This window comes from Streptomyces sp. SDT5-1, assembly GCF_052245995.1.
In the GTDB taxonomy this organism is placed as follows: Bacteria; Actinomycetota; Actinomycetes; order Streptomycetales; family Streptomycetaceae; genus Streptomyces.
Genome location: NZ_CM125963.1, coordinates 5,881,639 through 5,905,674, shown reverse-complemented (window position 1 = coordinate 5,905,674; position 24,036 = coordinate 5,881,639). Strand labels below are relative to the sequence as shown.

The 24,036-nt window shown below is 71.8% G+C and carries 22 protein-coding genes; 13 read left to right on the top strand and 9 right to left on the bottom strand.

The features are described 5' to 3' along the window. Window positions 1-68: 68 nt before the first annotated feature. The 4 genes from ACTWJ8_RS27320 to proS form a co-directional block, all read right to left on the bottom strand. Entirely contained in the window at window positions 69-308 is a 240-nt protein-coding gene (locus tag ACTWJ8_RS27320) for an RNA-binding protein (RefSeq protein ID WP_014176063.1), read from the bottom strand. 2 nt (window positions 309-310) lie between these two features. Continuing rightward, a complete protein-coding gene (gene rpsP / locus ACTWJ8_RS27315) occupies window positions 311-730 on the bottom strand; it encodes a 30S ribosomal protein S16 (RefSeq protein WP_356388993.1) in 420 nt (139 codons plus the stop codon). A 202-nt stretch (window positions 731-932) separates the two neighbouring features. Beyond that, entirely contained in the window at window positions 933-1,532 is a 600-nt protein-coding gene (locus ACTWJ8_RS27310) for a hypothetical protein (protein WP_443260507.1), read from the bottom strand. Between the two features lie 168 nt (window positions 1,533-1,700). Continuing rightward, the gene (gene proS, locus ACTWJ8_RS27305; RefSeq protein ID WP_443260506.1) at window positions 1,701-3,116 is read right to left on the bottom strand and encodes a proline--tRNA ligase; all 1,416 of its coding nucleotides are present in this window, start codon (window positions 3,114-3,116) and stop codon (window positions 1,701-1,703) included. A 287-nt stretch (window positions 3,117-3,403) separates the two neighbouring features. On the opposite strand from proS, the gene ACTWJ8_RS27300 reads away from it, so the two are divergent. Then, window positions 3,404-4,258, top strand: coding sequence for a class I SAM-dependent methyltransferase (locus ACTWJ8_RS27300; protein ID WP_356388987.1), 855 nt, complete (start codon window positions 3,404-3,406; stop codon window positions 4,256-4,258). Between the two features lie 19 nt (window positions 4,259-4,277). On the opposite strand, the gene ftsH is transcribed toward ACTWJ8_RS27300, so the two are convergent. Beyond that, entirely contained in the window at window positions 4,278-6,221 is a 1,944-nt protein-coding gene (gene ftsH, locus ACTWJ8_RS27295; RefSeq protein WP_356388985.1) for an ATP-dependent zinc metalloprotease FtsH, read from the bottom strand. A 123-nt stretch (window positions 6,222-6,344) separates the two neighbouring features. Between ftsH and yhfZ the strand changes: the two genes are divergently transcribed. The 8 genes from yhfZ to ACTWJ8_RS27255 all read left to right on the top strand — a co-directional run bounded on the left by yhfZ (window position 6,345) and on the right by ACTWJ8_RS27255 (window position 14,146). Then, window positions 6,345-7,289, top strand: a complete 945-nt coding sequence (yhfZ, locus tag ACTWJ8_RS27290) for a GntR family transcriptional regulator YhfZ (protein ID WP_356388983.1) — start codon at window positions 6,345-6,347, stop codon at window positions 7,287-7,289. A gap of 113 nt (window positions 7,290-7,402) precedes the next feature. Continuing rightward, complete coding sequence (locus tag ACTWJ8_RS27285; protein WP_356388981.1) at window positions 7,403-7,780, top strand: PRD domain-containing protein; 378 nt, start codon at window positions 7,403-7,405, stop codon at window positions 7,778-7,780. 22 nt (window positions 7,781-7,802) lie between these two features. Further along, window positions 7,803-8,159, top strand: coding sequence for a DUF2620 domain-containing protein (locus ACTWJ8_RS27280; protein ID WP_356388979.1), 357 nt, complete (start codon window positions 7,803-7,805; stop codon window positions 8,157-8,159). A gap of 16 nt (window positions 8,160-8,175) precedes the next feature. Next, window positions 8,176-9,528, top strand: coding sequence for a YhfT family protein (locus ACTWJ8_RS27275; RefSeq protein ID WP_443260505.1), 1,353 nt, complete (start codon window positions 8,176-8,178; stop codon window positions 9,526-9,528). 43 nt (window positions 9,529-9,571) lie between these two features. Further along, complete coding sequence (locus ACTWJ8_RS27270; RefSeq protein WP_443260504.1) at window positions 9,572-10,519, top strand: phosphotriesterase family protein; 948 nt, start codon at window positions 9,572-9,574, stop codon at window positions 10,517-10,519. A gap of 2 nt (window positions 10,520-10,521) precedes the next feature. Further along, the gene (locus ACTWJ8_RS27265) at window positions 10,522-11,706 is read left to right on the top strand and encodes an aminotransferase class V-fold PLP-dependent enzyme (protein ID WP_443260503.1); all 1,185 of its coding nucleotides are present in this window, start codon (window positions 10,522-10,524) and stop codon (window positions 11,704-11,706) included. A gap of 5 nt (window positions 11,707-11,711) precedes the next feature. After that, window positions 11,712-12,878, top strand: a complete 1,167-nt coding sequence (locus ACTWJ8_RS27260; RefSeq protein WP_443260502.1) for an alanine racemase — start codon at window positions 11,712-11,714, stop codon at window positions 12,876-12,878. Then, window positions 12,875-14,146, top strand: coding sequence for a phosphopentomutase (locus ACTWJ8_RS27255; RefSeq protein WP_443260501.1), 1,272 nt, complete (start codon window positions 12,875-12,877; stop codon window positions 14,144-14,146). Before ACTWJ8_RS27260 ends, ACTWJ8_RS27255 begins: the two co-directional genes overlap by 4 nt. Before the next feature lie 128 nt (window positions 14,147-14,274). On the opposite strand, the gene ffh is transcribed toward ACTWJ8_RS27255, so the two are convergent. Then, window positions 14,275-15,837, bottom strand: coding sequence for a signal recognition particle protein (gene ffh, locus ACTWJ8_RS27250; protein WP_356388967.1), 1,563 nt, complete (start codon window positions 15,835-15,837; stop codon window positions 14,275-14,277). Between the two features lie 331 nt (window positions 15,838-16,168). Between ffh and ACTWJ8_RS27245 the strand changes: the two genes are divergently transcribed. From ACTWJ8_RS27245 to ACTWJ8_RS27230, 4 genes are read left to right on the top strand one after another with little or no spacing between them, the layout of a single operon-like run. Beyond that, window positions 16,169-16,816, top strand: a complete 648-nt coding sequence (locus ACTWJ8_RS27245) for an ABC transporter permease (RefSeq protein ID WP_356388965.1) — start codon at window positions 16,169-16,171, stop codon at window positions 16,814-16,816. Next, on the top strand, window positions 16,813-17,922 hold the full coding sequence (locus ACTWJ8_RS27240; protein WP_356388963.1) for an ABC transporter ATP-binding protein: 1,110 nt from the start codon (window positions 16,813-16,815) through the stop codon (window positions 17,920-17,922). The genes ACTWJ8_RS27245 and ACTWJ8_RS27240 overlap by 4 nt, the downstream gene beginning before the upstream one ends. Then, complete coding sequence (locus ACTWJ8_RS27235) at window positions 17,919-18,710, top strand: ABC transporter permease (protein WP_443260500.1); 792 nt, start codon at window positions 17,919-17,921, stop codon at window positions 18,708-18,710. The genes ACTWJ8_RS27240 and ACTWJ8_RS27235 overlap by 4 nt, the downstream gene beginning before the upstream one ends. Before the next feature lie 40 nt (window positions 18,711-18,750). Further along, window positions 18,751-19,776, top strand: coding sequence for a glycine betaine ABC transporter substrate-binding protein (locus tag ACTWJ8_RS27230; protein ID WP_443260499.1), 1,026 nt, complete (start codon window positions 18,751-18,753; stop codon window positions 19,774-19,776). Window positions 19,777-19,819: 43 nt separating this feature from the next. Here the strand turns inward: ACTWJ8_RS27230 and ACTWJ8_RS27225 are convergent, their stop codons facing one another. From ACTWJ8_RS27225 to ACTWJ8_RS27215, 3 genes are read right to left on the bottom strand one after another with little or no spacing between them, the layout of a single operon-like run. Beyond that, complete coding sequence (locus ACTWJ8_RS27225; protein ID WP_443260498.1) at window positions 19,820-22,255, bottom strand: [protein-PII] uridylyltransferase; 2,436 nt, start codon at window positions 22,253-22,255, stop codon at window positions 19,820-19,822. Between the two features lie 38 nt (window positions 22,256-22,293). Next, window positions 22,294-22,632 carry a P-II family nitrogen regulator gene (locus tag ACTWJ8_RS27220; protein ID WP_266714579.1) on the bottom strand — a complete coding sequence of 113 codons (339 nt, stop codon included), beginning with the start codon at window positions 22,630-22,632 and terminating at the stop codon, window positions 22,294-22,296. Continuing rightward, window positions 22,629-23,990, bottom strand: coding sequence for an ammonium transporter (locus ACTWJ8_RS27215; RefSeq protein WP_356388955.1), 1,362 nt, complete (start codon window positions 23,988-23,990; stop codon window positions 22,629-22,631). The genes ACTWJ8_RS27220 and ACTWJ8_RS27215 overlap by 4 nt, the downstream gene beginning before the upstream one ends. Window positions 23,991-24,036: the final 46 nt, after the last annotated feature.

The window sequence follows — 24,036 nt, the reverse complement described above, 5'->3', positions numbered from 1 at the left end:
GCTCAATACAGCTCGGGCCGGGGACGGCTCGTAAGCCCTCCCCGGCCCGAGCCGGTGTTCAACTTTTCTCAGCGAACCTGGTCGACGTCGACGAGGTCGACGCGGACACCACGGCCGCCGATGGCACCCACGACGGTACGCAGGGCGCGCGCGGTGCGGCCGTTGCGGCCGATCACCTTGCCGAGGTCGTCGGGGTGGACCCGGACCTCGAGGACGCGGCCCCGGCGCAGGTTGCGCGAGGCGACCTGCACGTCGTCGGGGTTGTCGACGATGCCCTTCACGAGGTGCTCAAGAGCCTCCTCGAGCATGCTCAGGCCTCGGTCGACTCGGACGCGGCCTCGGCCTCGTCCTTCTTCTCAGCCTTCTTCTTCTGGGTGATGGCCTCACCCTTGGGCTCGTCCTCGGTGGCCAGCGCCTCGAAGGAGGGGCGGGCGGCCTTCGGCTCGGCGACCTTCAGCGGCTCCGGGGCGGGCAGACCCTTGTGCTTCTGCCAGTCACCGGTGAGCTTCAGGATGGCCATGACCGGCTCGGTCGGCTGGGCGCCGACGGACAGCCAGTACTGGGCACGCTCCGAGTCGACCTCGATGCGCGACGGGTTCTGCACCGGGTGGTACAGGCCGATCTCCTCGATCGCACGGCCGTCACGGCGGGTGCGGGAGTCGGCGACGATGATGCGGTAGTGAGGCGAACGGATCTTGCCCAGACGCTTCAGCTTGATCTTGACTGCCACGGGAGTGGTGTCTCCTGGTCTTGACGTGGGTGGGCACGGCGAGATTGCCGCGTGGGGTTGCGGTACCCGAGTGCCCGATGGACGCGTCAGCCGGAGGAGAGAGGGGTCCTGTGCGGCTGTCGAGTACAGCTAGCCATTGTGCCATACGTCTCCGGGGGTGGCCGAACCCCCCTCGGCCACCCCCACCAGGAACTGAGAGCCGTCAGCCCGCGGCGGCGACGCCGACGACCTCCGGGATGCGGAACGGCTTCCCGCAGCCGCCGCACATGATCGGAGCCTGCGCGAGCACCGAGGGCACCACGCGGACGTTGCGACCGCAGTCGCAGACCGCCTTGACGCGGACGCCGCCCCCGGAGGAGCCGTGCCGCGCGGCGGGGCCGCGGAAGCTGCGCTTGGTGTCCGCGGCGGTCGCCACGGTGTGCGCCTTGAGGGCGCGCTGGATCCGCTCGATCGTCTGCCGGTAGCGCTGCTTCGCCTCGGGGTTGAGCGTGACCAGCGAGAAGCCGCTGCTGGGGTGCGGCTCCTCGGGGTGGTCGAGGCCCAACTCCTCGGCGATGGCCAGGAATCTGCGGTTGTGGTAGCGGCCGGCGCGGGAGGTGTCGCGGATTCCGCGCGCGGCTGCGATGCCGTGGACTGCCTCGTGAAGGAGTCGCTCGAAGGAGAGCTCGCGTCCACAGGCGGACGACGACTCGCCGATCAGGGATTCGGGCGCGGCAAGATCCGGCAGCTCGGGGTGGTGCCGCTGAATGTCGGCCCACGCCCCTGCCAGCTCTGCGGCGAGAACAGGTGGTGTCGTGCTCACGTCGTGACAACGAGCCGGGGTGCCTCCGTGTTCCTATTACGGGGCATCCCAAATAATTTGCACGTACCAGTCAGTTGCCGCTGATGCGTCCCGACGAGGGCGGGTGCGCCGAACTGCGGAGAAGACGCACAGCTCGCACCAAGGTGGTGCGTAGCGGAACGTACGTCCTTAGTACGCGCGTGCCACCACGGCGACGTTACCGGCCGCGTCGTCGGCGTCCGGCACCGCCCCTTCCGGAGTGACCAGACACCGCACGGTGACGCCGTGTCCGGCGAGCTCGTCCTCCCCCGCCGCCCCGAGGGTCGCCCACGGGATGCGTGCCCAGCCGCCCGCGGAGGTCGCCTCCAGGGCCTCGGCGACCGTGGTCACGTCGGTGGTCCGCAGCTGCCGCCGCTCCCGTGACTGGGCGAGCAGCAGCGCCTGGTCCTCGTCGAGGATCTTGGGCAGCACCGCGGTCAGCGCCTCCAGGGCGACGGAGGTCTTGCCGCCCGGGATCCGCCGGGCGAGCATCGCCGTGCCGTTCTCCAGGTCGCGCGGCCCGACCTCGACGCGTACGGGGACGCCCTTGAGCTCCCAGTCGACGGCGCGGCGCCCGAACGGGATGTCGGTGCGGTCGTCCACGTGGACACGGATGCCCGTCTTCTTGAGGAGGTCGCCGATCTCCCGCACCTTGCGGAGCACCGCCTCGTCGCCCTTGACGGCGAGCACGACGACCTGGGTGGCAGCGAGGCGGGGCGGGACACGCAGCCCGTTGTCGTCGCCGTGCATCATCACCAGGGCGCCGATCATGCGGGTCGTCGAACCCCAGGAGGTCTGCCAGACCAGTTCCTCGGTGCCGTCCTTGGACAGGTAGCGGGTGTTGAAGGCCTTGGCGAAGTTCTGGCCGAGTTCGTGGCTGGTGCCCATCTGGAGGGCCTTGCCGTCGCCCATCATTCCTTCGAGGGTGAGGGTGTTGATGGCGCCGGCGAAGCGCTCCTTGGGCGTCTTGCGGCCCAGGAGGACGTCCATCGCGAGGACGTTCTCCATGAAGTCGGCGTAGACGTCCCGGTGGATGCGCGCCGCGAAGTCGCGCGCCTCCTCGTAGGTCGCGTGCGCCGTGTGTCCCTCCTGCCAGAGGAATTCCGTCGTACGGAGGAAGAGGCGGGGGCGCAGCTCCCAACGGGCCACGTTGGCCCACTGGTTGATGAGCAGCGGCAGGTCGCGGTAGCTCTGCACCCACTTGGCGAACGAGGCGTTGACGATCATCTCGGAGGTGGGGCGGACGACGGCGGGCTCCTCCAGCTCCTTGCCGCCGCCGTGCGTGACCACGGCCAGCTCGGGCGCGAAGCCCTCGACGTGGTCGGCCTCCTTGGTGAGATAGGACTGCGGGATCAGGAGCGGGAAGTACGCGTTCTGCGTGCCGGTCTCCTTGATGCGGTCGTCCATCTCGCGCTGCATCCGCTCCCACAGGCCGTAGCCGTACGGTCGGATGACCATGGTGCCGCGCACCGGCCCGTTGTCGGCCAGCTCGGCCTTGGTGATCAGGTCCTGGTACCAGCGCGGAAAGTCTTCCGACCGGGGCGTGAGAACGCGGGATGTGGCCATGGCGCGGATGCTACGGCGCGGGCGGCGGACCACTCGAATCCTTTTCGCCCGTATGCCCGCGGCCACCCGGGTGCGCCCGTCATATGACCCCGTGGGGGCGCACGACGGTGCACACGCGCATTGTCGCCGCGCCTGCCAAACACCCCCTAGACGTGACGGACGTTGCGGAGTTCTCTGGCATACGGGGGGGCGCGAGCAGCACGCGAACACGGCCGGACGCCACGCGAACGGATCGGGTGTCACGGCGGACAACTCTCGGCATCTCTCGGTGGATTGGGGCACTTTCGATGACACCTACGCTCGTGCGGCGGCAGCTCCCTCACGCGGCGCCCGGGCCGCGGGCGGACGTGTGCGCACGCGCGCGTGACTGGGCGGAGATCCAGGAGCGGATGCTGGTGCCGCTCTACGAAGCGGTGTACGAGCGCCTTGAGGTCGGTTCGGGAACCCGGCTCCTGGGGCTCGACTGCGGCTCCGGTCTCGCCCTCCTGATGGCGGCCTCGCGCGGCGCGGCCGTGACCGGCGTCGAGCCCGCGGAGCCCGAACGGCTCGCCCTGGCCAAGGAGCGACTGCTGCCGGACGGCTCACGGCCCGGGGAGGGCGCGGACGCGCGGCTCACCGCGGCCGATCCCGCGGTGTCCGACCCGGGTGGCGCTCCGTACGACGTGATCACCGATTTCCAGCCGATCGGGTGTGTGGCCGGGGACTCCGAGGGGCTCTCGGCGCGCCTGGAGAGCGTGGCACCGCTGGCGGGCCGGGGCGCGGCCGTGGTCCTCGTCGGCTGGGGCCCTCCGGAGCGCTGTGCCACGTCGTCCGTGCTGCGGGTGGCCACGAAGCTGGCGGACCCGCTGCGCAGCACGGGGAGTTGGCGCCCCGCGCTCCGTGACGACCTGGAGGAGGTCGCGCAGCGGGCGGGGCTGCGGCCCGACGGTTCGGGCCGGGTGGCGTGCCCCTTCGGGTACGCGGACGCCGAGAGCGCGGTGCGGGGCCTGCTGTCGACGGGGCTCTTCGACGCCGCCGTGGGGGCGACGGATCCGGCGCAGGTGGACAAGGAGGTGTCGGAGGCGCTTCAGGCGTATGTGCGCGCGGACGGCACCGTATGGATGCCGAACGTCTTCCGGTACCTCATCGCGCGCACGCGCTGAGGCACCGGATGCGGCGTGGTCAGTCCTTGCCGAGGCGGGTCACCCCGGCGATGCGGTAGGCCTCCGCCTCCTCCAGGGTCTCGTTCTCCATGAGCGCGGCGGCAAGGGCGTCGAGCTTGTCCCGGTTGTCGCGCAGCTTCTGGCAGGCCTCCTCGTAGCACTCGTCCACGATGCGGCGCATCTCGCCGTCGATCGCGTTGACGGTGTCGGGGGCGGCGGCGAGTCCGTAGGGCTGCTGGGAGTCGTTCGGGAGGGCGGAGAGGCGGCCGACCTTCTCGCTCATGCCCCAGCGGGCGACCATGCCGCGGGCGAGGTTGGTGACCTGTTCGAGGTCGTTCTCGGCGCCCGTCGTGATCACGCCGTAGACGACCTGCTCGGCCGCCATGCCGCCGAGCGCGCCGATGATCCGGCCGCGCAGATACTCCTCCGTGTACGCGTACTTGTCGGCGTCCGGGGTGGAGAGCGTGACGCCGAGGGCGCGGCCGCGCGGCACGATGGTGATCTTGCGGACGGGGTCGGCGCCGGGCTGGAGCATGCCGAGGAGGGCGTGGCCGCTCTCGTGGAAGGCGGTGCGGCGGCGCTCCTCGTCGGGCATCACCAGGGGCCGCTCGGCGCCGAGCTGGACCTTCTCGAGGGCTTCGGATAGGTCGGACTGGCTGACCTGCTTCTGCTTGCGCTTCACGGCGAGCAGCGCGGCCTCGTTGGTGAGGTTGGCGAGTTCGGCGCCCGTCATGCCGGGGGTGGTACGGGCGACCTGGTCGAGGTCGACGTCGGGGGCGAGCGGGATGTCGCGGGTGTGGATCTTGAGGATGGACTCGCGGCCGCCGCGGTCGGGCGGGGCGACGGTGACGATGCGGTCGAAGCGGCCGGGCCGGGTCAGCGCCGGGTCGAGGACGTCGGCGCGGTTGGTGGCGGCGATGACGATGACGCCCTCGGAGCCGCTGAAGCCGTCCATCTCGGTGAGGATCTGGTTGAGCGTCTGTTCGCGCTCGTCGTGGCCGCCGACGCCGCCACCGCCGCCGCGGGCCCGCCCGATGGTGTCGATCTCGTCGATGAAGATGATCGAGGGGGCGACCTTGCGGGCCTCGGCGAACAGCTCGCGCACGCGCGAGGCGCCCACGCCCACGATCATCTCGATGAACTCGGATGCGGAGGCCGAGAAGAACGGCACGCCCGCCTCGCCCGCGACCGCCCGCGCGAGGAGCGTCTTGCCGGTGCCGGGCGGGCCCGCGAGGAGCACGCCGCGCGGCATCTTGGCGCCCATGACGCGGTAGTCCTCGGGGTTCTTGAGGAAGTCGACGACGTCGTTGAGCTCGCCCTTGACCTCGTCGATGCCGGCGACGTCCTTGAAGGTGGTGCGCTTCTTGCCGGGTTCGAGCTCGACCGGCTTGGGCGGCTGCTTGCGGCCGAGCATGCCGCCGGCGCCGCCGCCCATGCCCTGGCTCATGCGCCGCGCGATGAACACCCACAGCGCGACGAGCAGAAGCATGGGGGCGAGCGAGATCAGCAGGTTGGAGAGGAAGCTGCGCTCCTGGACGACCGGTTCGGCCGTGACCGTGACGTCGTGCTTCTCCAGATTGGCCCAGAGGTCGTCGTCGGCGAAGGCGGGGCGCTGCGTCGTGAACTTGGTGTAGTTCTTCCGCTTGCTGTCGCTGTCGCTCGGGGTCGGCTTCTCCTTCTTGAGCTCGCCCTGGATCGCGTCGCCCTTGGAGTAGATCTTGCTGACGTTGTCCGCCGCGACCTGCTTGCTGAACTCCGTGTACGAGACCGTGGGCTCGTCGCCGTGGTTGAAGGCCGAAAGGACCAGATTGGCGATCAGGTAGACGATCAGGGCCGTCAGGATGAGGCTGCCCCAGCCGCCGGGCATCTTGCGCTTGGGTCCCTGCGGGGGCGGCGGAGGCGGCGCGCCCTCGGAGCGCCAGGGCTGATCCGTCCGATCGCGCGGGGGTACCGGGTTCGCCACTCCTGCCTCGCCTCCTGCGGCCTGCCGTCTGCCACGGGCCCATGGCCCTCATCGCCTTGGGCCCATAAGCGCACAGATCGGACCCCCTTGCCAGTATCCAGAATCCTGGTTACTGTCTGAATCGTGAACGGTTTCGACGATCGCTTCCTCACTCGGAACGGTCTTGCGGCGCGCCGGCTCGCGGTCCTGCTGATGGGGCACGAGCCGGAGACGCGGCTGCCCCGGGTGAAGGACCTGGCCCACGAGCTGGGCTGTGGGAACGGGACGGTGCAGGCGGCCCTGCGCCTCCTGGAGGAGTCCGGCGCCATCGAGACCTCGGCCCGCGGCCACCTGGGCACCTTCCTGACCCACGCGGAGCGCGCCATCCTCTGGCAGCTCTCCGGCCTCGGCACCCTGCTGGCCGCGATGCCGCTCCCCTACTCTCGGCGCTACGAAGGCCTCGCGACCGGGCTGCGCGCCGCCTTCGAGGAGGCCGGCACCCCCTTCGCCATCACCTTCATGCGCGGCGCCGGCGCCCGTACCGCCGCGCTGCTCGAAGGCAAGGTCGACCTCGTCGTCCTGTCGCGGCTCGCGGCGGACGGCCTGGTCGAGCAGCACAAGGACGACCTGGCACTGGTCGCCGACCTGGGCCCTGCCACCTACGTGGGGGCGCACGGGTTCCTGGTGCGCAAGGGCGCCTCCCTGGACGACTCGGGGCTGCGCGTCGCCGTCGACCACACGTCCGAGGACCACCGGATGCTGGCGGAGCGCGCCTTCGCCGGACACAAGGACGTCCACTGGATCGAGTCCTCGTACATGCAGCTGCGCGACCTGTTCGCGCAGGACCGGGTCGACGCCACGGTCTGGAACCTCGACGAGGTACAGGGGCGGCTCGGGATGGAGGTGGACGTGCTGCCGCTCGGCGACGAGGTCACCCGCGATCTCGCGCTGCGCAACTCCAGCGCGGCGGTCATAGGCAGGACCGAGGGCGCGAAGGCACTGTCCGCGGTGCGCGACGCCCTCGACCTCTCGCAGGTGGCACAACTGCAGTCCGAGGTACTGCGGGGCGATCGCATCCCCTCGTACTGACCCTGCCCCTCTCACCGACGACTCGCGCAGGCCCCTCGCACAGAAGGAGCTACGACTCGGCTCAAAATCCAGAATCCAGGTTACTGTCCCACTCGTCTCGCTCAGGAGGTCCGATGGACGACCAACTAGCCCTCCGTATCCGGCTGTTCCGTGAGGGCGGCCAGGTGAGGCCCGAGGTCGTCGACTTCGTGGCCGCCGAACTCGCCGCGCTGGAGGACGAGGGCCGCACGGTCACCGAGGAGAGCGCCGGCATGCTCACCAGCCATCTCCTGATGGCGCTGAACCGGCTGCTCGACGGCGCGCCCATCGACCAGTTCGTGACGGACGAGCAGGTGGCCGCCGAGCTGCGCGACCACCCCGCCGCCGTCGAGCGCGCCCGCCGCGTCTCCGCGCGCGCCCACCGCGAGCTCGGCGCCTCCCTGCCGGAGTCCGAGGTCAACTTCCTCGCCCTGCACCTCGCCGTCCTGGCGCGGCAGCACACCACCCACTGAGCCCGAGAGAGGGAATCAAGCCATGACGAAGATCCTCACCGGCGGCGTCGGCAAGGTCGAGGCCGCGAACGCGGTCAAGGAGTTGGGGCTCGACGGCGTCGAGGTCACCGTCTCCAGCGACATGGACGCCGCGATGAAGCTGCGCGCAGGCCAGGCCGACTACTTCCTGGGCACCTGTCACACCGGCGCGGGCGCCTCGCTCGGCGTCCTCGTCGGCCTGATGGGGCAGCCCGCCTGCCACACCTTCGGCCGCTCGGTGCCCACCGAGGAGGAGGTCGACGCCCTCCTCGCGGACGGCAAGAAGGTGTTCGGCTTCTCCATGGACCAGATCGACAGGATCGCGCCGATGCTCGCCCGCGCGATCGCCGCCCGCTCGTGAGCCCCCTGGACACGCCATGAACACCTCCCCCGGCACCGTCCTCGCGGCGGGCGCGAACCTCGACTTCACGCTCGCGCAGCAGCTCACCGTGATCGCCCTGTGCGCCCTGACGGCCTTCGTCTCGCACATGGCCCTGGCCGTCTTCAACGACGGCGTGCGCCCCTTCATGCTGGACTTCATCCAGGGGCGGACCACCCGCAGCGCCACCACGGCGGTCTCCTTCGGGCTCTCCGCCGGGTTCATCTTCGGTCTCGGCGCCCCGATGGCCCTGTCGTCGGGCGTGCTCAACCCGTGGCTGCTGTTCCTGCCCACCGACATCCTCGGCATCCTGTCGCCCAAGAAGTGGCTCGCCCCGATCCTGGGCGGCGCCTGGGGCGCGGTCGTCGTCTTCGGACTGAGCGGCGCCAACAACCTGGCGCACGACCTGCCCGTCGACTTCCTGACCGCGATGCAGCAGATGTCGACGCCGATCCTGTTCCTGTTCACGCTGTTCCCGGTGCTCGCCATCACCAAGCAGTTCGGGCGCAAGTGGGGCGGGGTCGCGGGCATCGTCGAGCTGGCGCTCGTCGTGATGACGATGAAGCTGTGGCCGACCGTCTTCGCGGGCGCCATCGCCATGGCCGTCGGCGTCCTGATGCTGATCGGGCTCGCCGTCGCCAAGGACCTCAAGCAGCGCAAGGAGGACCGGGCGAACGCGACAGCGGAGGAGGGGGCCGCCCCCGCCGACGACCCGATGGCCTCCCTGTTCAGCGCGAGCGCCACGCGGCTGCGCAGATATCTGCCGCTCTTCATGGTGCTCGGCGCGGGCGTCTGCGTGCTGGCGCAGATGCACATATTCGGCGGCGGCGAGGCGACCAGCTTCCTGATCGCCAAGGGCGACTACAGCGAGGCGGCGCAGGTCGACTTCTACCGCGTCTTCGGGTTCATCCCGCTGATCGCGACGACGGCCCTGGCCTCCGGCGCGTACGGCATCGCGGGCTTCACGCTCGTCTACCCCATCGGCTACCTGATGCCGAACCCGGTGCTCGCGGCGGTCGTCGGCGCGCTCGTCTTCGCGGTCGAGGTGCTGGCCCTGTCGTACATCGGCCGGTTCCTCGGCAGGCTGCCGAGCGTGCGGGACTCCTCGGAGCACCTGCGCAGCGCGATCACCGACACGCTGCAACTGGCGATCCTGTTCGGCTCGCTGATGGCCGCGAACGCGATGGGCGCCGGCCTCGGCATCCTCATCGTGGGCGGCCTGTATCTGCTCAACGAGGCGATGGGACGCCCCGTCGTGCGGATGGCCGCGGCGCCCGCCGCAGTGATCGTCGGCGGCATCGTGCTCAACATCCTCTACTGGCTGGACCTGTTCACCCCGATCAAGGGCTGAGCCCGCCCCGCCGGGCAGCACACAGGAGAGGACACCCCCCACCATGCCCACCACCACCCTCCGCACCGTCACGGGCCCGCTGTCCCCGGCGTCCGTACGCGGCCCCGTCCTCGCCCACGAGCACCTCGCGCTCGACCTGGACCTCAAGGGCGACGACGGCGCCGTCCTCGACCCGCGGCGGCACGGCGCCGCGGTCGGCGCGGAACTCACGGAGCTGCGCCGGGAGTTCGGGCTCTCGCTCGTCGTCGAGCTCACCTGCCGCGGCATGGGCCGCGACGCCACCGCGCTCGCCGCGCTGGCCCGGGAGAGCGGGGTCGCGGTCGTCGCCGCCACCGGCTGGTACTACGAGCCGTTCCACACACCTGAGGTGGCGGGCACGGACGTCGGCCGGCTCACGGAGACGCTGGTGCGGGAGATCGAGGACGGCTTCGGCACGACGGGCATCAGGCCCGGCGTCCTCGGCGAGATCGGCAGCCACGGCGACGAGCCCAGCGAACCCGAGGCCCGGTCGCTGCGGGCCGCCGCCCGCGCCGCCGAGGCCACCGGCCTGTCCGTCGCGACGCACGCCCAGCTCGGTCGCGGCGGCCGCGCCCAGCTGGACCTCCTGACCGCGGAGGGCCTGGCCCCCGAGCGCGTCTCCATCGGCCATCAGGACCTGCTCGACGACCCCGGTGTGCACAAGGAGCTGGCCGCGCGCGGCGCGTACGTCGCCTTCGACACGGTCGGCAAGGAGGGCTACCAGAGCGACGACACCCGGCTGCGGCTGCTGCTGAGCCTGATCGAGGCGGGGCACGCCGACCGGGCCCTGCTCAGCTGCGACATCTCGCGGCACGGCTATCTGCTCGGCGAGGGCGGCCAGGGGTACGGGCATCTGTTCCGCTCGTTCCTGCCGCGGCTGCGGGCGGCGGGGGCCGACGACGACCTCGTCGACCTGCTGACCCGGCGCAATCCGCTGCGCTTTCTGACCGGCACGCGCGTGGAGGAGAACTGACCATGCCATCACCCGTGAACCCGCCGGCCCTGCCGACGACGCACCCGCTGGCCACCGTGCCCGTGGAGGACGCCGCCGCGCGCCAGTTCCGGCTCCTGGAGTGCACGGCGGCGCACTTCGAGGGCACCGAACTGTTCGCCGCCGACGCGGGCGTGGTGCCCGGGCTCGGCAGGCCGCGGACGACCGCCCGGGTGGAGGCCGTGCTCGCCGACTTCTTCGGCGCCGAGGACGCGGCGCTGGTGCAGGGCGCGGGCACCGGCACCATCCGGGCCGCCCTGAACGCGGCGGTGAGCGCGGGCGACCCGCTCCTGATCCACCGCGCGCCGGTCTACCGCACCACCGAGGTCACCCTGCGCGGCATCGGTGTGCGCACCCACGAGGTCGACTTCAACGACCTGGAAGCGCTGCGCGCGGCGCTGGCGACGGGCCGGTTCCGCTGGGCGTACGTGCAGCACACCCGGCAGCGGCTCGGCGACTCCTACGATCCCGGCGAGGTGATCGCCGCCTGCCGCGAGGCCGGGGTGCGCACGATCGTCGACGACAACTACGCGGTCATGCGGGTCCCCGCCTCCGGGGTCGAACTGGGGGCCGACGCCTCCTGCTTCTCGCTGTTCAAGCTGCACGGGCCGGAGGGCGTCGGCGCCGTGGTCGGCGCCCGCGACCTCGTCGAGCGCGTGCGCGCGGACAACTACTCGGGCGGCGGCCAGGTCCAGGGCCACCAGGCGCTCGACGCGCTGCGGGCCCTCACCCACGTACCGGTGATGTGGGCCCTCCAGTCGCGGGTGGGCGCCGAGGTTGCCGAGCGGCTCGCGGCCGGTGAGGTGCCGGGCGTCGCCGAGGTACGGATCGCCAACGCGCAGGACCGCTGCCTCCTGGTCCGTCTCGACCGGCCGGTGGCGCGCGAGCTGCCGTCCGTGGCCGCCCGGTTCGGTGCCGCGCCCTACCCGGTGGGCTCCAACTCCCGGTACGAGATCGCGCCGCTCTTCTACCGGATGTCCAGCTCGGCCCTCGACGACGCGCCGGGGCTCGCCGACTGGACGGTCCGGATCAACCCGATGCGCGCGGGCGCCGACCTCGTCGTCGACATCCTGCGCCGCGCACTGAACGAGCTCGGCTCCCGAACCGAACCGCACGACCCCGGCTCACGAAGCGAACCCAGCTCACCGAACCACCCCAGCAAGGACTGACCGCCGTGTTCCTCGACAGTCTGCTCACCCGCAACCCCGAGCTGGCCGACGCCGCGGCGGACCTGCACCGACGGGGCGAGATCCCGCCCGACACGTACGTGATGGACCTCGATGCCATCGAGGCGAACGCGGCGCTGCTCGCCGCCGAGGCGGACCGGCTCGGCCTGAGCCTGTGGTTCGTCGTCAAGCAGCTGGGCCGCAACCCCGAGCTGATCCGCGCCATCGCCCGGCACATCCCCCGCTACGCCGCCATCGACCCGCCCGAGGCCCGCACCCTGCACGCGGCGGGCGCCGCGGCGGGAAACCTCGGCCACCTGGTGCAGATCCCCCGCCGCGCCCTGCCGGAGATGCTGTCCTGGCGCCCCGAGACGGTCACGGTGTACGACCTGGACAATGCGCGCGCGGTGTCCGAAGCGGCCCGCGAACTGGGCTTCGTGCAGGACGTGTTGATCCGCCTGGAGGGCGCTCCCGGGAGCGTGTACCCCGGCCAGGAGGGCGGCGTGCCGCTCACCGGGATCGACGGCTTCGCGGCGGAGGTCGAGCAGCTGCCGGGCGTGCGGATCGCGGGCGTCACGGCGTTCCCCTGCGTGCTGTGCGACCCGGCGACCGGCGCGCCGGCTCCCACGCCCAACTTCGAACTCGCCCTCAAGGCACGCCAGGCCCTCGCCGCACGCGGGCACACGAGCCTCAAGCTCAGCGCCCCCAGCGCCACCTCCCTGGCCACGCTCCCGCTGCTCGCCGAGCTGGGCGCCACGCACGGCGAGCCCGGCCACGCCCTCACCGGCACCACCCCGCTGCACGCCCACGACCTCACCCAGCCGGAGAAGCCCGCGTACGTGTACGTCACCGAGGTCGCGCACACGCTCGCGGACGGCAGGCCCGCGGTGTACGGCGGCGGCTTCTACCCGCGCTCCGGGATCAGGACGGCGCTGCTGCCCCGCACGGGCGAGCGCCTGCGCGTGCGGAGCGCGCCCGCCGAGAACATCGACTACTACCGCCTGCTCGACGCGCCCGCGCCCGACGCCGGGGTCCAGGTGGGCGACACGGCGCTCCTCGCGTTCCGTACGCAGATCTTCGTGACGCGTTCGACGGTCGCGGTGGTCGAGGGCCTGGCCTCCGGAGCGCCCCGCCTCCGCGGGCTGTACGACGCGCAAGGAAGGGCCCTGCGATGAGCAAGACCAACAAGACCAACAAGACCAGCAGGGCGAGCAAGACCGTGATCGTGGTGGTCGACGGATTCGGCGTCGGCGCGATGCCGGACGCCGGGGCGCTGCGCCCCGGGGACCTCGCGGCGGACACCTGCGGGCACGTCCTCGACCGGTGCCGGGACGCGTTCGGCCGCCCGTTGCGGCTTCCGGTGCTCGGGGCGCTGGGGCTCGGTCTGGTGCACCCGCACCCCGACCTGGCGCGGCGCACACAGCTCCCGGTCGCGGTCGGCAGGGCGGCGCTCGGCTACCCGGGGGCGGACACGTTCGCCGGGCACCAGACGATGATGGGCGCGGACTTCAGCCGGGTGACGGTGGCCCGGCTCGCGGACCACCTGGACGAGGTGACGCGGGCCCTGACGGACGCGGGCCACCGGGTGGAACTCCTCGAAGGCAAACCGTTGTTGGTGGTCGACGGCGCGGTCCTGGTGCACGACAACCTGGAGGCGGACCCGGGCATCAACTGGAACGCGTCGGGCCGTGTCGACGACCTCGGCTTCGACGGGATCCTCGCCGTCGCCCGCACGGTGCGGGCCGTGGCGCCCGTGGCCCGGGTCATCGCGGTGGGCGGGCACGCAGACGGACCGCTGCCCGGCTTCGTACGGGACGGGGACGGCGGCACGATCGGCCTCGACACCCCGGCGACCGGCTTCTACCGCAACGGCGGGCTCCAGGTGCAGCACCTGGGCGCCGAGCTCGACCACACCCGGCAGCTCCCCGATCTGGCCGCGCGGGCCGGGGTGCCGGTGACCCTCGTCGGCAAAGCCGCGGACATCCTCGCCTGCGAGGCGGCGGTGCGGCGGCCCGCCGTGGACACGGCCGAGGTGCTCGCGCACACCCTGGAGGCGGTGCGCACCGACGGCGACGCGCTGGTCGTGGCCAATGTGCAGGAGTCGGACCTCGCGGGGCACCAGCAGGACGTCGAGCGGTACGGCCGGATCCTGGAGCAGGTCGACGCGGGGCTCGCGGCGCTGCTGTCCCTGCTCACCGAGCCCGGCGACCGGCTGATCGTCACGGGCGACCACGGCAACGACCCGACGATCGGCCACGCCTTCCACACGCGGGAGTACGTGCCGGTGCTGATCCACCGGCCGGGCGCCGCGGGCGTGGAGCTGCTGCCGGATGCGGCGAGCCTGGCGGACGTCGGGGCCACGGCCGCGGCGGCGCTGGGGCTCGACCCGACGGGCTTGGCCAACGGCACGGAGATCCGCGGCTCGTCGGCGCGGGCCGCCTGACCTCCGTAGACAGCACGCGGCCCCCACGGGAAGACCCACGCCCGCGCAGGCGCATGCGTGCAGACGCACGCGTAAGGGGCGCCCACCCATGGTGGACGCCCCTTACCTACGCCTACGCGCTACGGGCCTCAGCCCATGAACTTCTTGAATTCGTCGGGCAGTTCGAACTTGCCGTCCTGCTGCCCCGCACCGGCCCCCGGAAGCCCGAGCGCGCCGCCCTGCTCAGCGGCGGCCGCGCGCCTGGCGGCCTCCTCCTGCTCCTGCTGCTTGCGCTTCATCGGGTTGCCGGACCGCTGCTTGCCCTTGGCCTTCTTGGGCTGCTTCTTCTGCCGGCCGGGGCCGCCGCCGGAGCCCGGCAGGCCGGGCATCCCGGGCATGCCGCCGCCCTGGGCCATGCGGGACATCATCTTGCGGGCCTCGAAGAACCGCTCGACGAGGTTCTTGACCGCGCTGACCTCGACGCCGGAGCCCTTGGCGATACGGGCGCGGCGCGAGCCGTTGATGATCGTCGGCTCCTGGCGCTCGGCCGGGGTCATCGACTTGATGATGGCGGCGGTGCGGTCGACGTCGCGCTCGTCGAGGTTGGCGATCTGGTCCTTCATCTGCCCCATGCCCGGCAGCATGCCGAGCAGCTTGGACATCGAACCCATCTTCCTGACCTGCTCCATCTGAGCCAGGAAGTCGTCGAGGGTGAAGTCCTGGCCCTTCTTGGAGGCCAGCTTGGAGGCCATCTTCTCGGCCTCTTGCTGCGAGAAGGTCTGCTCGGCCTTCTCGATCAGCGTGAGCATGTCGCCCATGCCGAGGATGCGGGACGCCATGCGGTCCGGGTGGAACGCGTCGAAGTCGTCCAGCTTCTCGCCGTTGGAGGCGAACATGATCTGCTTGCCGGTGACGTGCGCGATCGAGAGGGCGGCGCCGCCGCGGGCGTCGCCGTCGAGCTTGGAGAGCACCACGCCGTCGAAGCCGACGCCGTCGCGGAAGGCCTCGGCCGTGTTGACCGCGTCCTGACCGATCATGGCGTCGACGACGAAGAGGACCTCGTCGGGGCTGACGGCGTCGCGGATGTCCGCGGCCTGCTGCATCAGCTCCTGGTCGATGCCGAGACGACCGGCGGTGTCGACGATGACGACGTCGTAGACCTTCGCCTTGGCGTGCTCGATGGAGTCCTTGGCGACCCGCACCGGGTCGCCCACGCCGTTGCCCGGCTCCGGCGCGTAGACGCCGACTCCGGCGCGCTCGGCGACGACGCTCAGCTGGTTCACGGCGTTCGGGCGCTGGAGGTCACAGGCGACGAGCAGCGGCGAGTGGCCCTGGGACTTGAGCCAGAGGCCGAGCTTGCCCGCGAGGGTCGTCTTACCGGCACCCTGAAGACCCGCGAGCATGATCACGGTCGGGCCGGTCTTGGCGAAGCGCAGTCGGCGGGTCTCGCCGCCGAGGATGCCGATGAGCTCCTCGTTGACGATCTTGATGACCTGCTGGGCGGGGTTCAGCGCCTGGGAGACCTCGGCGCCGAGCGCGCGCTCCTTGACCTGCTTGATGAAGGCGCGGACGACGGGCAGCGCCACGTCGGCTTCAAGGAGGGCGATCCGGATCTCGCGCGCCGTGGCGTCGATGTCCGCCTCGCTGAGGCGCCCCTTGCCGCGGAGGTTCTTGAATGTCGCTGCGAGGCGATCGGAGAGAGTGTCGAACACGGCGGTCGCGAATCCTCGGGTCGGGTGGCTTTACGGACAGGTCGCCCTCCAGGGTATCCGCCCACGCGACCGTGGTCAGTGGCCCGGTGCGTTCGCCATAATTACGACCCTGTCGGTTCCGTAAATCAGTGCACATCAGTGGCGCCCGAGCGGGTAGGCGCCCTCGGGTTCCGACGCCACACCTCACTTCCGCCCCTGGTCGGGGCGTGCCCGGGCGTGTCCGGAACCGCCGCACCACCACGTACAAAAGGAGAGCGCAGATGACCTCCCCGTCCCCGTACCGGCCGCCCCGGCCGGTGCGCAGGCCGCCGGCACCCCAGGGCGGGCCGGCGTGAACTTCTTCGACTACTTCCAGGGCAACTGGCCCGATGTGCTCGACGCCACGCTCGCCCACGTCCTGCTGGTCGTCGAGGGCCTCGCCCTCGCGGTGCTCGTCGGGGTGCCGGTGGCGCTCCTGACGTACCGGACGCGGGCGCCGCGCGCCGCGGTGCTCGGGACGGCGGGGCTGCTCCTGACGATCCCCTCGTACGCGCTGTTCGGCCTGCTGATCACGCCGCTCGGCCTGGGCACGGGCCCCTCGATCGTGGCCCTGACGCTGTACGCGCTGCTGCCCGTCGTACGCAACACGGTCGTCGGCCTGCGCGAGTTGGACCCGGCGATCGTCGAGTCGGCCAACGCGATGGGCATGACCCGCCTGAAGGTACTGGCCACCATCGAGTTCCCGCTCGCCTGGCCCGTCGTCCTCACCGGCCTGCGCGTCGCGACGCAGATGCTGCTCGGCATCGCCGCGATCGCCGCCGCCGTGAACGGGCCGGGACTCGGCAAGCTCATCCTCGACGGGCTCGCCAGCGCGGGCACCCCGTTCGCCGTCTATCTGACGCTCGAGGGCGCGCTCGGCATCGTCGTCCTCGCGCTGCTCTTCGATCTGCTCTTCGCCCTGCTCAACCGTCTGACCACTCCGAAGGGGGTCACCCGATGATCCGGCTCGACCGGCTGACCAAGTCCTACCCGGGCCAGGAGCGTCCGGCGGTGGACGATCTCACGCTGGAGATCCCCGAGGGGCGGATCGTCGTCTTCGTGGGCCCGTCCGGCTGCGGCAAGACGACGACGATGAAGCTGATCAACCGGCTGATCGAGCCGACCTCCGGCCGCATCCACCTCGGCGACGAGGACGTCACGAAGATCCCGGTGCACGAGCTGCGCCGCCGCATCGGCTACGCGATCCAGCAGTCGGGCCTCTTCCCGCACCAGACGGTCGCCCAGAACATAGCCACCGTGCCCGGCCTGCTCGGCTGGGACAAGAAACGCATCCACGCGCGCGTGGACGAGCTGCTCGACATGGTGGGGCTCGACCCGGACACGTACCGCGGCCGCTACCCGAAGCAGCTCTCCGGCGGTCAGCAGCAGCGCGTCGGCGTCGCCCGCGCGCTCGGCGGCGACCCGCAGGTGATGCTCATGGACGAGCCGTTCGGCGCGATCGACCCGCTCAACCGCGAGGCGCTCCAGAACGAGTTCCTGAAGATCCAGGCCAAGCTGCGCAAGACGATCGTCTTCGTCACCCACGACATCGACGAGGCCGTGAAGATGGGCGACAAGATCGCCGTCTTCGCCGAGCACGGCACCGTCGTGCAGTACGACACCCCGGAGAAGATCCTCGCCGAGCCCGCGAGCGAGTTCGTCACCGACTTCATCGGCGCGGGCGCCGCCGTGCGCCGCCTGTCGCTGACCCGGCTCGGCGACGTCGACGTCCCGCTGTGGCCCACGGTCGCCGACTCGGCGAGCGCGGAGGAGCAGCGGGACGCAGCGGCCGACAGCGACCGCGAGTTCGTCGTCGTCCTCGACGAGGACCGCCGCCCGGTCGCCTGGCTGCCCGCCGACGGCGGCCCGCGACTGCCGCTGATCTCGCCCCTCGGCCCGGCCACCAGCCTGTACGACGCGCTCGACGAGCTGCTCGCCGCGAACGCGTCGGCCCTGACGGTCGTCGACGACATGGGCCGCTACCGGGGCGTCGTCTCCCTCGACACGCTGCGCACGCTGACCCACGGCAACGGCGCCTCCGGCCTGCTCCAGGGGGCCCGGCCGTGACCCAGGCACTCGTCGACGACCTCCCGGCGGCGGCCGAGGCCCCCGAGCGCACCCGCGCGCTGCCGCCGCTGTGGCGTCTCGCCCTCACCCCGCTCGCGCTCGCCGCGGTCCTCGCGCTGCTCGCCCGGTACGTCTCCGGGCAGCACCGCGACCGCATCGAGCAGCGCAGCCTGAACGCGGACTACCTGCTCAGCCGCACCCTCACGCACCTCGAACTGACCGCGGCCGCCACCGTCCTGATCCTCGTGATCGCCATCCCGCTCGGCGTGCTCCTGACCCGCCGCTGGGCGCGCCCGCTCGCCGGTCCCGTCCTCGCGATCGCGAGCATCGGGCAGGCGCTGCCCTCGCTCGGCCTGATCGTGCTGCTCGCGGTGGCCTTCGTCAGCCTCGGCGTCACGCAGATCGCCCTGATCGCGTTCGTCGCGTACGGGGTGCTGCCGGTGCTGCGCAACACGATCGCGGGGCTCCAGCAGGTCGATCCGTCGATCCTGGAGTCGGCGCGGGGCATGGGGATGACGAAGGGCGAGGTGCTGCGCCGGATCGAACTGCCGCTCGCGGTACCGGTGATGCTCGCCGGTATCCGTACGGCACTGGTGATCACGGTGGGCACGGTCGCGCTCGCGACGTTCATCGGGGCGGGCGGCCTCGGCGACGTGATCTCGAACGGGATCAACTCCAGCCGGAATCTGGTCCTGATCACCGGAAGCGTGCTCGTCGCCGTCCTCGCGCTGCTCGTGGACTGGGTCGCCGGGATCGTCGAGAACCTGCTGCGCCCGCGCGGCCTGTGAGAAGGGGCCTGGAAGAGAAGTGACGACACCCGGAAACACCGTGACGACACACAAGCGGCTGCGGCCGCTGTCCCTCGCGCTCTGCGCCGCCCTGCTCGGCGGCGCCGCGCTGACCGGCTGCACGAACACCGGCGCGTCCGGCGGCTCGGCCGGCGACCTGCCGCGCACAGCGAGCCAGAAGCAGCTCACCGGCGGCTCGATCGCCCAGGACGTCGACCTGAAGGGCGCGCACTTCACGGTCGGATCCAAGGAGTTCACCGAGCAGCAGATCCTCGGCAAGATCACGAAGTACGCGCTGGAGGCCGCGGGGGCGAGCACCAAGGACCAGACGGGGCTCCAGGGCACGACGATCGCGCGCAGCGCGCTCCAGAGCGGCGACATCGACATGTACTGGGACTACTCCGGCACCGGCTGGACCCAGTTCCTCCAGCACGACAAGCCCGTGCGGGGCAGCGCGGCGCAGTTCGCGGCGACGTCGCGCGAGGACCTGAAGAAGCACCGCATCAAGTGGCTCGGGCCCGCCAAGTTCGGCAACCAGTACGCGATGGCGCGCGCCGCCGACGCACCGGGCCCGGCCGGGAAGGTCGACTCGATCAGCGACCTCGCGAAGCTGGCGAGGAACCATCCGGACGACGCCACCCTGTGCGGCGCGTCGGAGTTCCTCGACCGCGAGCTGACGGCCCTGGAGCGCAGCCCGTACAAGCTGAGCTTCCCGGCGCCGCAGGTCTACCAGAACGCGTTCGCGCTGAACTTCGTGAACGTGGCGAAGGGCAGTCCCTGCGCGTTCGCCGAGGTGTTCACGACGGACGCCCGCCTGGAGTCGCTCGACCTGAAGGTCCTGGACGACGACAAGGGGCACTTCACCACGGAGCTGGCCGCGCTGACCGTGCGCGACGAGACCGCGAAGAAGTACCCGCAGCTCGCGAAGCTCGCCAAGAAGCTCGGTGACGCGCTCACCGAGAAGACCATCATCAAGCTCAACGGGATGGTCGACCTGGAGGGCAGGAGCGCCGATCAGGCGGCGCTGTACTTCCTGCGCTCGAACGGCTTCATCGCCGCCAAGTGACGCCCACGGGGCCGGGACGCACCCGCCCCGGCCCCGTACGGCCTCACCCCCGCAACGCCTCCTCGAGCCCCCGCGCCACGTCCGCCGCCCGCTCCGAGGGCAGCGGACCGCCGTCGGCCCCGGCCACGTAGAACGCGTCGACCGCGTTGGAGCCCAGCGTCGACACGTGCGCGGAACGCACCCGCACCCCGGCCCCTTCGAGGGCCCGACCGATCCGGTGCAGCAGGCCCGGCGCGTCGTGCGCCCGCACCTCGATCACCGTCGCACGCCGCGAGCCCGCCGAGGCCACGGAGACCCGCGCGGGCGGCGCCACCACGCCCCGCCTGCGCGGATACGCGGCGTCCCGCTCGGCGAGCCGCGCCGCGATGTTCAGCGAACCGTCCAGGGCCCGTACGAGATCGGCGCGCAGCCGGGCCGCCTGCGGAAGCGAGCCGTACTCGGCGGCGACCCGCCAGTTCAGGAGCAGCGCGTCGCCCTCCACCTCGCGCAGCCGCAGCGCCCGCAGCTCCGCCGTCCGCACGGTCAGCCGGTGCATCGCCAGCACGCCCGCCACGGCCGGAAGCACCCCGTCCTGCTCGGGCACCGCGATCACCAACTCGACGCCGAGGGGCTCCGGTTCGGCCGTGTCCGCCTCGGTCGGCACGGCGTCCGGCTGCGCCCGCAGCGCGAGCACCGGCCCTCCCGTGCGCAGCGCCTCCACGGCGAGCCGCTCCTGCTCGGCCGTCGGCTCCGCGTCGTCCGGGTCGTCGGGTTCGTCGCCCGCGAGCACCGCGGCGACCCGCTTGACCAGGTCGGCGACGAGCGAGCCCCGCCAGGCCGACCACGCGGCGGGCCCGGTGGCCAGCGCGTCCGCCTCGGTCAGCGCGTGCAGCAGTTCGAGGGTGCCGGTCGAGCCGACCGCGTCCGCGACGGACCGCACGGTCGCCGGGTCCTCCAGGTCGCGCCGCGTCGCGGTCTCGATGAGCAGCAGGTGGTGCCGTACGAGGGAGGCGAGCACGGCGACGTCGGCGCGGTCGAAGCCGATCCGCGCGGCGACGTCCCGCGCGATGACCTCGCCCGCGACGGAGTGGTCGCCGGGCCAGCCCTTTCCGATGTCGTGCAGCAGCGCGGCGACGAGCAGCAGGTCGGGCCGGTGCACCCGGCGCGTCAGTTCGGCGGCCCGCACGGCGGTCTCGACCAGGTGCCGGTCGACGGTCCAGGTGTGCACGGCGTTCCGCTGCGGCCTGCACCGCACCCGCTCCCAGTCCGGGATCAGCCGGGTGATCAGGCCCTCGGCCTCGAGGGCCTCCCACACCTCGACGGTCGGGCGGCCCGCGCCGAGCAGGGTGACCAGCTGTTCGCGGGCCTCGGCGGGCCAGGGGGCGGACAGTGGGCGGGCGGCGGCCGCCATCCGGCGCACCGCGTGCAGCGACAGCGGAAGGCCGGCCTGGGCGGCGGCAGCGGCGGCCCGCAGTGGCAGCACCGGGTCGCGGTCGGGCTTGGCGGCGCGGGCGAGCACCACCTCGCCCTCCATCTCGACGACGCCCTCGGCCAGCGGCGACCTCTCGACCGGCGCCTGCTTCCCGCCGCCGAGCAGGGACCGCAGCCGGGGCCTGGAGGACCGGGACTTGAGGACGCGCCCGACCTCGCGCCAGGTGACGTCGCTGGCGTACGCGATGGTGCGCGCCGCCTCGTACACCTGCCGCAGCAGCGTGTCGGCGTCCAGCAGATCGAGTTCGGCGGCGACCTGGTCCTGCTCCTGGAGCGCGAGCCGGTCGGTGGCCCGCCCGGTCGCCAGATGCAGGGCGTCCCGTACGTCGAGGAGGCGGCGGCGCGCCTCGGCGAGGCCCTCGCGGGGCGCGTCGGCGAGCCAGGACGCGGCGACGGCGCGCAGCGCGGTGGCGTCCCGCAGACCGCCGCGCGCCTCCTTCAGGTCGGGTTCGAGGAGGAACTGCAACTCGCCCTGGCGCTCGGCCCGTTCCTCGCACAGCTCGCGCAGTTCGGGCAGCCGCTTGGGCGCCTGGTTGCGCCAGTCCGCGAGCACGGCAGTGCGCAGCCCCGCCGTGAGCCCGAGGTCACCGGCGACGTGCCGGGCGTCGAGCAGCCCGAGCTGCACCTTGAGGTCGTCGCCCGCGGTCTTGCGGGCCTCCGCCGGCGTGCGGACGGAGTGGTCGAGGGCGAGACCGAGGTCCCAGACCGGGTACCAGATGCGGTCGGCGAGCGCCGCGACCGCGTCGGGGTCCGCCGAGCCGTCGTGCAGCAGGAGCAGGTCGAGGTCGCTGCGCGGGGAGAGCTCGCCGCGCCCGTAGCCGCCGACCGCGACGAGCGAGACCCCGGGCACCCCTCCCCCGAACAGCTGGGCGAGCCAGTCGTCGGTGAGCTCGGCGAGGGCGGCACGGCGCGGCGGCCCGGACCGCGCCTCCCCCTGGAGAAGGCGCAGCCGGGCCGCCGCATAGCCGCCGGATCCCGAGTCCTCCGCATCAGCACGTACGTCGTTCATGCTCGTCACCCGGCGACTCCCGCTTCCGTCCATGTCCGTTACAGCGCGTCCGGCCCGCGTTCGCCGGTGCGCACCCGCACGGCCGTCTCGACGGGGACCGCCCAGACCTTGCCGTCCCCGATCTTGCCGGTCCGTGCGGCCTTCACCACGACATCCAGCAGTTGCTCGGCGTCGTCGTCCTCCACCAGGACCTCGATACGGATCTTGGGTACCAGGTCGACGGTGTACTCGGCGCCGCGGTAGACCTCCGTGTGGCCGCGCTGACGGCCGTATCCGCTGGCCTCGGTCACGGTCAGGCCCTGCACCCCGAAGGCCTGGAGGGCTTCCTTGATCTCGTCGAGCCGGTGCGGCTTGACGACGGCGGTGATCAGCTTCATGCGTCGACCTTCTTGTCCTTGGCCTTGTCCTGGGAAACCTGCGCGCCTGCCGGGGTGGGAACCGCCTGGCGGGCCATGCTGCCGCCGCCCGCTCCGCTGTAGTCGTAGGCGGTCTCGGCGTGCTCGGCCTGGTCGATGCCGGAGACCTCGTCGTCCTCGCTGACCCGCATGCCGATGGTCTTGTCGAGGGCGAAGGCGAGGACCGCGGAGACGATCAGCGAGTAGGCGAGGACGCCGCCGACCCCGGCGCACTGCTTCCAGAACTGGTCGAGGCCGCCGCCGTAGAACAGGCCCGCCGCGTCGGACTGGCCGCCGCCCGTGGCGAAGAAGCCGACGAGCAGGGAGCCGACGACGCCGCCGACCAGGTGGACGCCGACGACGTCGAGCGAGTCGTCGTAGCCGAACTTGTACTTGAGGCCCACGGCCATCGCGCAGAGCACACCGGCGATGGCGCCGATGGCGATCGCGCCGAGCGGCGAGCAGGAACCACCGGAAGGAGTGATGGCGACGAGGCCCGCGACGGCACCGGAGGCGGCGCCGAGCGAGGTGCACGCGCCGTGCCGGATCTTCTCGTAGATCAGCCAGGCGAGCATGGCGGCGGCGGTCGCGACCTGCGTGTTGATGAACATCAGGGCGCCGACGCCGTCGTCGTTGCCGAGCCAGGACCCGGCGTTGAAGCCGAACCAGCCGAACCACAGCAGGCCGGCGCCGAGCATCGTCCACGGCAGCGAGTGCGGACGCATCGGGTCCTTCTTGAAGCCGACGCGCTTGCCGATCACGAGGATCACGCCGAGCGCCGCGGCACCGGCGTTGATGTGCACGGCCGTGCCACCCGCGAAGTCGATCACGCCGAGGTCGAAGGCCCAGCCGCCGGTGCCCCACACCCAGTGGGCGACCGGGAAGTACACGATCGTGGCCCACAGCGCGATGAACAGCGCCCACGCGCTGAACTTCACGCGGTCCGCGAGCGCGCCGCTGATCAGCGCGGGCGTGAGGACGGCGAACATCAGCTGGAAGACGGCGAAGACATAGACCGGGATCGTGTAGCCGTCCCAGAGCTGGGTGAGGCCGATCCCGCTGAGCCCGACGAAGTCGCCGTCCCAGCCGATCAGCGAGCCCTTGTCGGTGCCGAACGCGACGGAGAAGCCGTAGAGCACCCACAGGATCGTCACGATCCCGAGACTGATGAAGCTCATCATCAGCATGTTCAGGGTGCTCTTGACGCGGACCATGCCTCCGTAGAAGAAGGCGAGGCCCGGCGTCATCAGCATCACCAGGGCGGAACAGATCAACATGAAGCCTGTGTTGGCGGGCGACAGCGTGGGTGCGTCTGCCGCCAGCGTGATGGCTGCTGCCATCGGCGTCTCCTCGTCACGGGGGCCGGTTATGCGCCAGACATTGGCG